General features: G+C 44.6%; 2 tRNA genes. Both read left to right on the forward strand.

Going from position 1 to position 635, the window contains the following annotated elements:
• The first annotated feature begins 236 nt into the window (after positions 1-236).
• Positions 237-313 (forward strand) — tRNA-Ile (locus ACTXGU_RS22310).
• A 25-nt stretch (positions 314-338) separates the two neighbouring features.
• A tRNA-Ala gene (locus ACTXGU_RS22315) sits at positions 339-414 on the forward strand.
• Positions 415-635 lie beyond the last annotated feature (221 nt).

Here is a 635-nt window from a genome sequence, read left to right on the forward strand (position 1 = left end):
TATTCCATCACAGATTGTTGACGAGTTTGTTGTTCAGTTTTGAGGGAGCAATTCTTCAGGATAAATAGGGTAAAAGAGATATGAAGTTTATCTTTATCCGAAACCAAGGGTAAGGAGTAGCGAGTAGATCAAGGAAACGACCGAACGAGCACCGGAGCGTACAACTGTACGTGAGGAGCGGAGAGAGGAAGTTGACGCAGAGATACGAAGCTAATCGTTAGCCGATTTATAATGAAGGGCCTATAGCTCAGCTGGTTAGAGCGCACGCCTGATAAGCGTGAGGTCGATGGTTCGAGTCCATTTAGGCCCACCATATTTTAATTAAATAAAACCCTTACGGGGCCTTAGCTCAGCTGGGAGAGCGCCTGCCTTGCACGCAGGAGGTCAGCGGTTCGATCCCGCTAGGCTCCACCAAACGAATTTATCGTTTCTTTTTTGTTCTTTGAAAACTAAATCATAATATGAAGAAACCAAGAATAAACCGAGTAATCGCCATCTTAGATTCTCTATTTAAAGTAGATAGTAGTAAAATACCATCTACCTAATAGCAGAAAACATGAGAGCAATGAGAAGCGAGTAGGTCAAGGAAGCGACCGAACGAGCACCGGAGCGTACGATAGTACGTGAGGAGCAGA

Origin of the sequence: Niallia sp. 01092 (genome assembly GCF_052318935.1) — a bacterium.
In the GTDB taxonomy this organism is placed as follows: Bacteria; Bacillota; Bacilli; order Bacillales; family Cytobacillaceae; genus Niallia.